Raw genomic sequence first — 6,977 nt, forward strand, 5'->3', positions numbered from 1 at the left:
AAAAGATCAGGTGTTCGATTAATACTACCTAAAGAGTGGATATATAAGGATAAAGCTACGTTTGTAAAAGCCGTGGCGCGAGAGCACAAAACTAAATTAGAGGCAGATTATAGAAAGAAAATAAAAGAACAGGCGGGGCTTAGTCTTCCTCTTATTTTATCTAGAGAAGAATTTATGGATAAAAATAATTTAAGGAAAATTATAAAGAATGAATATTTGGAAGAGTTTGATATTCAGATAACCGCAAAAGACAACTTCAAAAGCTTTTTTGCAAAGAATGAAGAAAGTTTGCGCTCAATTGTGAAGAGTGAACTAGATGAATTGAATGCAGGAATCGAAAATCAATCTAGAATAACAAAATCCATGTTAATACCTCCATTATCTCTGTTTTTATCATCCTTATTTTTGATTTTGAATTTTATGTTATTTACTAGAAATTTAGTACCGATTCGATATGCAAACCATTCTAGTATAACCCTATTTGCCATATTTTTTACGATACCTTTTATAGGTAATTTAATAAATGGGAGTAACATTTTTATAGGTGAACTTAGCAATACAAGTATCTTAAAATCAAGCTTATATGTATGGTTGAATTACATAGAGAGCCTTATATATCCACTTGGAGAATTTCTTTCTAATATTTTGTCTATATATGATTTGGGTTATGTTGATCAAGCCTGAGCTATTACAGATCATATGGCGATGCGGAGCGGCAGTTTCCTTGGTATAGATGTGAACCCCCTTAATCCTTATCAAAAGCCCTTTAAATCTTGCATGGTGTTATCATTCGTCGAGGTGCTTATTAATTGGTAATTTGTATTTAGCTTCCTTCTTTTCGATTTTATTGCTATTAGTTGTAGTGCTATCTTTGGATTCAATTTTTTCATTCCTAAGCTTATCTGGCTGCATAACTTTTGGCTCTTTGGTTTCATCGCCTAGTTTGAAACCTAGCTTAAATTTAGGCCCTTTTTTTTCTTTCCTAGGTTTAAGCTCTTGGTCTAGCTTAAATCCTAGATTAAATTTAACTGGCTTCTTTCTAGTCAGCGTTGGTTTTTGGGTTACATGCGATTGTCTTTTTTTAGTTGAATTCCTATCGGCTTCATTACTAGCAATTCTTCGAGCAACGTCTATGCCACATCGCCTAGCTTGCCCATTAAGATACTCCAACTCATCAGGTCGAACATTCAAATAAAGTAGCTTTTCTTTTATTGATTCTTCTTGAATTTTCTCATAACGGTCGAGATAGACTTTTTCTGTGCTTGGTTCTAGTGAATCAGGAATAGGGATTGCGTCTTTTCCACTCAAAAATCCAATCGTTGCAGCAAGTTCAAAAAAACGGTGTTGGATCCACTGAAGCTTAGATACTTTATACAGGTTTAGCGCTTCATTTAAATAAGCATAGATACTAGTGGGTAGATTTTTGCTATTTGAAGAGCCTTTGGATAGGGCGTTCACGTCCCTTAGCGCATTAGTCAAACATCTCTCAGTATCGTTTGGGATTCTGTACTCATATTCTTGTTCAGCTAATTTCTCGATGAAAATCTCGTGTGTGTATTTCCATTCTTTTTTGTCAACTTTTTCAAAGTACCTTTGTGAACCTTTTATACGTTGATCAATCCTATCTCTAATCTCCATTAAATCTGATAATGTATAGGCTCGCGAACGGTCATCTATCCAATATTTTTCTCCGGTTTTCTTCATATTATGAATAGCCCATGTCATAGCCTCTTGTTCCTTCTTCAGTTTCGAGGCATAAGGGCCCAAATAGTTTCTGCTGCTCAATGATTTCTCCTTTTAATTAATCTTTAGGTTCACACGAAGGTATTGGGATTTTTTAGTGGTACAACATGTAAGTTATTTCTGAATAAGGAACGATGTGACCGTTCAACTTTGTTCAGAGTAGTTACAACGCGTTGGTATTTCATCATGAGAAAACGAAAAACTTCACATTCTAACTAAGCATCTATTTCGGTAAGCATGTTTAGCAAAGCCAGTTCTGCTCCATACTCTTCTCTTAGCTCTTCTGCAATCTCGTTGAGCTCGTCTTGAGTAATCTGCTTATCTTTGAGGGCATGATTTAGTTTTGTAAGTGTATCCGCTTGACGGCCTTCCAGTTCTACAAAATGGTCAATAATACTTTTGGAGCTTATATCCACCCCTTTAGGCTCTAAAGGAAATACGCGAAAATCCAAGGAACGGCATAACGCTTCAACTAAGGTGTTAGATTTGTCGGCCTCAATAGTTCGAAGAAAAAGCTTGAGTGAAATTGCTGGTATACCTTGCTTAGAGGTGTCACCAAATCGATTCATGTCTGCACGACGAAGACCAGTAACCTCAAGAAAGTCTTCAAATTGAATTGGGTCCTTCTTTAAGTTCTCAGACCATTGGCTTATATTCATCGCCAGTTGCTGAAATCTTGCATCGTTATCAATTTCTTCATCTGAATTCTGGTGCTCAATCATCATAGCTTCTAGGTGAGCAAGCATTGCAATGGCTGCGCAGAAGTCCTCATAAACTTCACGCTTTAGCGCATTCTTTGTGGGTAAGGAAACCGCACCTTTGTCACTACTCTTTTCTTCAATTGACCGACGAATTAAGTCTTGTGTTTCAGATAATTCCTGCCGCATATTGGTGAAGACTGGTATGAGTGCTTCTTCAGATACATTCAATTTGTTGACTCGAGGCGTCAAAAGAATGCTCTTATGTCTGCAGAGAGTCATCAAAGCTTTCACATCGTTTGAAATATTGATGATATGCCAGCCCTCTGAAAGACTGAGATCATGAGTTTCAGAGGTAGGCGTCAACTTATTAGACAAAGTGCCAGCGCTTATTTCTGAGCTTAGAATCCCATGCATCAGGAATCGCAGTGCAGCACCTTTTTTACGCTTTTTATTGTTTTCGTCGATTATCTCAAGTTCGTTAACAGCATTCTGAATATCGTAGCGAAAATCCCTATACCAATCTTCAAATTGCTCCCACCCAAAACTCATTCGTTGTTTCCTACTTTAAAATCAAGAAAAATACCGTTAGAAAAATTAAAGTATAAAAAACAGTTTATTCAAGGGCTTATCTAAGAACCCAGACTTATTGTGAAAAAGCTTTTTTGTTCACGATGAAATAAAAAATATATTGAACTAAATTCTTAATCGCTATCTAGCAAAGAAAACGATTAAACGATGAGTCATGAGGAGTGCCTTGCTAAAAGCAATGCTCAGACTAGACTTTTGGTAACGGCATAAATCAAGAATTAAACTAAGGTAAACAATTGAAGATACAACACCTCATAGAAAGATACGACCTCAAGCCTCAGCATACTTACCTTCTCGAACTGGTGCCACTTATCGAAGTGATGTGGGCTGACGGAAGAAATCAGAGTAAAGAAGTATCTATTATTCATGAGATAACAGAAAAGCACGTCGCTCAATTAAATAGTCTTGTCGAGGGTGTTACCGTTGTCTCCAAAGAAGATACGAGAGAGTTTTTGAACCGTTTTCTACACGTACGACCTTCTGAGGGCTTACTTAGTGAAATAAGAGAGCTCACTATAGATTGGCTTAAAGAGACTGGTAAGGCACAAGATAAAGGCGATTCCATATTGAGCTATTGCATTGATATTGCCGCAGCGTGTGCTTCAACAGATAAGTTTGACGATAGAGTGGTCGAACAAGAAAAGCTACTTCTCAAAGAACTGACGAAAGCACTGAATATATTGAACTAGCTTTGCCGCGTCTTTGATTATTGACTCGATGCACAAATATATATTCACCAAGAAGACACATCATTCTAGAAAATGAGGACACAAGATTTGTGTGTTGAAGCATTTGTTCAACTTATTTTCGTGAGTGAAGTTCATAGCGTTTTAATCCGGTTGAGAGAATGAGCCTAGTATCTGCATTTAGTTATTACACCAAACACCCGAAGGTGACGGCCTTCTTTGGTACTCTAGCGACCTTGACAAGCGTTGTTCAAGACTTCTTCATTCAATATGCCGAGTTTGGGCACTATATCGCGATAGCAGCTATCATTTCTTTGTTGCTCATAGAAGGGTTTCATCTTGTTGATAAAGATGCTTGGCTCAAGAGGAAGTTTGGTGATGACTGGCCGGGCCTTGGGATTGCAGCCACAACAATTCTTGCCATTCTAATGTTTGGGTCATATTACTGGTCTCAGAATAACAAACCAGAGGGTGGCGTGCTTGCTGCAAATATTGAAAGTGTAAAAGATTTTCAACGCGTTTTTGATGCAGTAATGAATGAACTCGATGATATAAATAGGGGTGTCAGAGTCATTGACGAGCGTACTCAAAGAATTGAGCAAAGCAGTAAAAGAATAGAAATAGATGTCACTAAAACACACAATACTGCGTTGGATATAAAAGAAGCGCTTAATTCTGACCCGGAAACTATCGTCAAACAGTATGGCTTAACGTTAAATGAGTCCGGATATTTTAGTTTAATTTCAAGATATAGTGATCCTGAAGTTCTAGATACGCTGCTGCCCATATACAAAAACTACGGCTTTGACCTTAACCTCAGCGCCAATTACTTTCCGCTAAGCACCCGACTGTGGACCAAACTATCTACCCCCTCAATGCAGCCATTTTTCTTTTCTGACTGGACCTTAATAGAAGCGCTAGTTTTTCTTGGCGACGTACAATTACCAGGTATCGCCCCAGCACTAAGCTGGGAAGCTGAACATGGACGAAATCTCGATGGCCCATCGAAGAAAACGATTGCTCCATCCAGCATTATAAGCAAGAGTGGTGTTCATTCTTGTGGGCAATATTTGGTAGCAAAGGATAGTTGTTATAGAGCGCATAACGCTCGTTTCCGGTTGGGGACCGAAGTGACTGAGATTGATATGACTTTAGCTCACATGGCCGTACTAAGTGGAAATCTAGCCAGTGTGGAATGGCTTCAAAAGCAAGGTGTAGATTTTAGTATTCGCGACCAAAGCTATTATTATTCGCCTCTCTCTTTAGCCATCGAACTAGATAGTAAAGTCATCGTAAATTGGCTGTTGGGTTCGGCAAATGGCATTCCTAATGACGCTTCGTTTGAGTATGAAGTGGCGGTATTTAAAGCCTTCGATTCGTTCGATTCTGCTATTAATAATATCAAGTACCTGCCTTATCCTGGCGATATGAGCTATGCAGGTGTTTATGAAAAATGGCTAGCTCGATTTGATACTCAGTTACAGCACTCCCATAGCCTGCTTATGAAGCTCGACCCAGGAGAGCATAAAAATCAGATAAAGGAACGCGTGAATATTCAAATTGTTCCGTTGTTAAAGCACTGCGAAAAAATTTTAGCGAAATCTAAAGAGGCCGCTTCTCAACACAATGAAAGAATCAATCAAGCACAACGTTATAAAGACTATGGCATTGGTTCAGTAGAGCAAATTGATAGGCAAATTGATCATCAGAGAGAAATGATCGATAAGTACGAAGCTTTTGTTAAGGAACATCGAGCGTCACTGGATATTGACGAAAAAAGTTATGAAGATTTACAACAAGAAATGGATTCTAAACAGATGCTTTTTGATCAAGTGCAGGAGCATAGATATAGCTTGAATCAATTTAGACAAGAAGAGGAATGGATGAACGCGTTAAAAAAAGAAGGAAGCATTAGGAAATCAATGATTGCGCTAAAGTCTAAAGTTTCAAAAGCAAAATTTGAAGTCACCTCTTCCAAGTCAAGTATTCGAAGTGTTACCGAAAAAATAGATAAAGCTCACAAAAAAATAGAAGAGCTTCAGAGCATCCGCGATGTGATGAGCAAAGAAGAGGCTGGCCCAAATAACGTTTTGACTCCTTTAGGTCTAAACCTAGAGAGTGCTTGTGCTCGTGCTGAGAGGTTTATCGATACCTTGTGAATTTATTAACCAGACCATTTTTGTTGTGAAGACTTTATGAGTAGAAAAGAAGATTTATCATCACTCGTTTCTGAGAATGGACAGAACATTAAACAGGGTGAAGATGTCACTAGAAAAATCGAAAATCTTGAGCATGCAAACGAAACTAACAGTTCGATATCTGATATATCAAAGTTAATTCCTGTTGTTTCTGCCGAAATAAATAAGGAACTCAAGTCTCTTTCCGAGCAGGAAAGAATGAGAGTTTTTAAACAACTCGTTCATGAGCTTAAGTTTATAGATGTTTGTGGCCTGGAAGATCCGGGTCTTGGTTTTTTGCTGGCCATGCTTCAAGTACCCATCATCCAGAGAGGCGTTAGTCTCTACTATGGTCGACCCTCCTTTCTCTTGCATGAGGGTTCCGCTATCGCAGCGCAGAGAAAACTGTTGCTTGAGAGTGTCACGCTTAAACCACCTGGAGGGCAAGACCATCTAGACTGGTTTGGTTATCAGGCGAAGAATCATACGCTCGTTGAAGCATGGAAGAAAATGCTCAAGCCTGCAGAAAAAAGCATTATGGAGGGTGATCTTTCGGGTTTATTGAATGGTTACTTTACGGTATTCGGTGAACAATCTGACTTTTGTATAGATTGGGTGACACAGAACCACAAAGCATGTGATTACTTGGTTTATAGAGATAGGGCGAAACGTCTCAATAGCCATTTAAAGTCATTCATTTCTGGACAAGACAAAGCATTGGAGAGCTTATGTGATGGATATGCTCAAGCAAGGCTAAATGTAAACAAAGGGCCAAGAGCAATATTTACATTAATGGGGGAGCCGGGAACTGGAAAAACGCTTCTTGCTGAAACTTTTGCTGAGCAATTGGAAAACGTTGAAGGTGAGCCCTTCAATTTCTTGCGCTTTGATATGCAACAATATACCGATGAAAAGGCTGTTGCATCGCTGTTGGGTGTGGGGCAATTTTACGCTGACCCATCTATGGGCGAACTCACTACTCAAGTTTATTGCTACCCCAAAACAGTCATTCTTTTTGATGAAATTGAAAAGGCACATCCGCAAATCATTCAATCTTTGTTGGCAATCTTAGACAGAGGTCT

General features: G+C 38.7%; 6 protein-coding genes. 4 read left to right on the top strand and 2 right to left on the bottom strand.

The genetic code is table 11. The annotated features are described in order from the left end of the window. Positions 1-684, top strand: a 684-nt coding sequence (locus tag A3757_RS26905) for a hypothetical protein (protein WP_197470076.1), incomplete at its 5' end; no start/stop codon positions are given. Between the two features lie 102 nt (positions 685-786). Here the strand turns inward: A3757_RS26905 and A3757_RS16045 are convergent. Both A3757_RS16045 and A3757_RS16050 read right to left on the bottom strand, forming a co-directional pair. Next, a complete protein-coding gene (locus A3757_RS16045) occupies positions 787-1,725 on the bottom strand; it encodes a hypothetical protein (protein ID WP_156506357.1) in 939 nt (312 codons plus the stop codon). 233 nt (positions 1,726-1,958) lie between these two features. Further along, positions 1,959-2,993, bottom strand: a complete 1,035-nt coding sequence (locus tag A3757_RS16050) for a phage regulatory CII family protein (RefSeq protein WP_068739917.1) — start codon at positions 2,991-2,993, stop codon at positions 1,959-1,961. A gap of 275 nt (positions 2,994-3,268) precedes the next feature. Here A3757_RS16050 and A3757_RS16055 point away from each other — a divergent pair, with 275 nt between their 5' ends. The 3 genes from A3757_RS16055 to A3757_RS16065 all read left to right on the top strand — a co-directional run. After that, on the top strand, positions 3,269-3,721 hold the full coding sequence (locus A3757_RS16055) for a hypothetical protein (protein WP_068739919.1): 453 nt from the start codon (positions 3,269-3,271) through the stop codon (positions 3,719-3,721). A 158-nt stretch (positions 3,722-3,879) separates the two neighbouring features. Next, complete coding sequence (locus A3757_RS16060; RefSeq protein WP_068739921.1) at positions 3,880-5,877, top strand: hypothetical protein; 1,998 nt, start codon at positions 3,880-3,882, stop codon at positions 5,875-5,877. A gap of 36 nt (positions 5,878-5,913) precedes the next feature. Then, the coding region (locus A3757_RS16065) for an AAA family ATPase (RefSeq protein ID WP_156506358.1) at positions 5,914-6,977 on the top strand (1,064 nt) is incomplete at its 3' end.

The organism is Oleiphilus sp. HI0117, assembly GCF_001635235.1.

Coding starts and splice junctions, on each gene's coding strand:
- A3757_RS16050 (WP_068739917.1), bottom strand. CDS start 2,993: ATGAGTTTTGGGTGGGAGCAATTTGAAGATTGGTATAGGGATTTTCGC.
- A3757_RS16045 (WP_156506357.1), bottom strand. CDS start 1,725: ATGACATGGGCTATTCATAATATGAAGAAAACCGGAGAAAAATATTGG.
- A3757_RS16060 (WP_068739921.1), top strand. CDS start 3,880: ATGAGCCTAGTATCTGCATTTAGTTATTACACCAAACACCCGAAGGTG.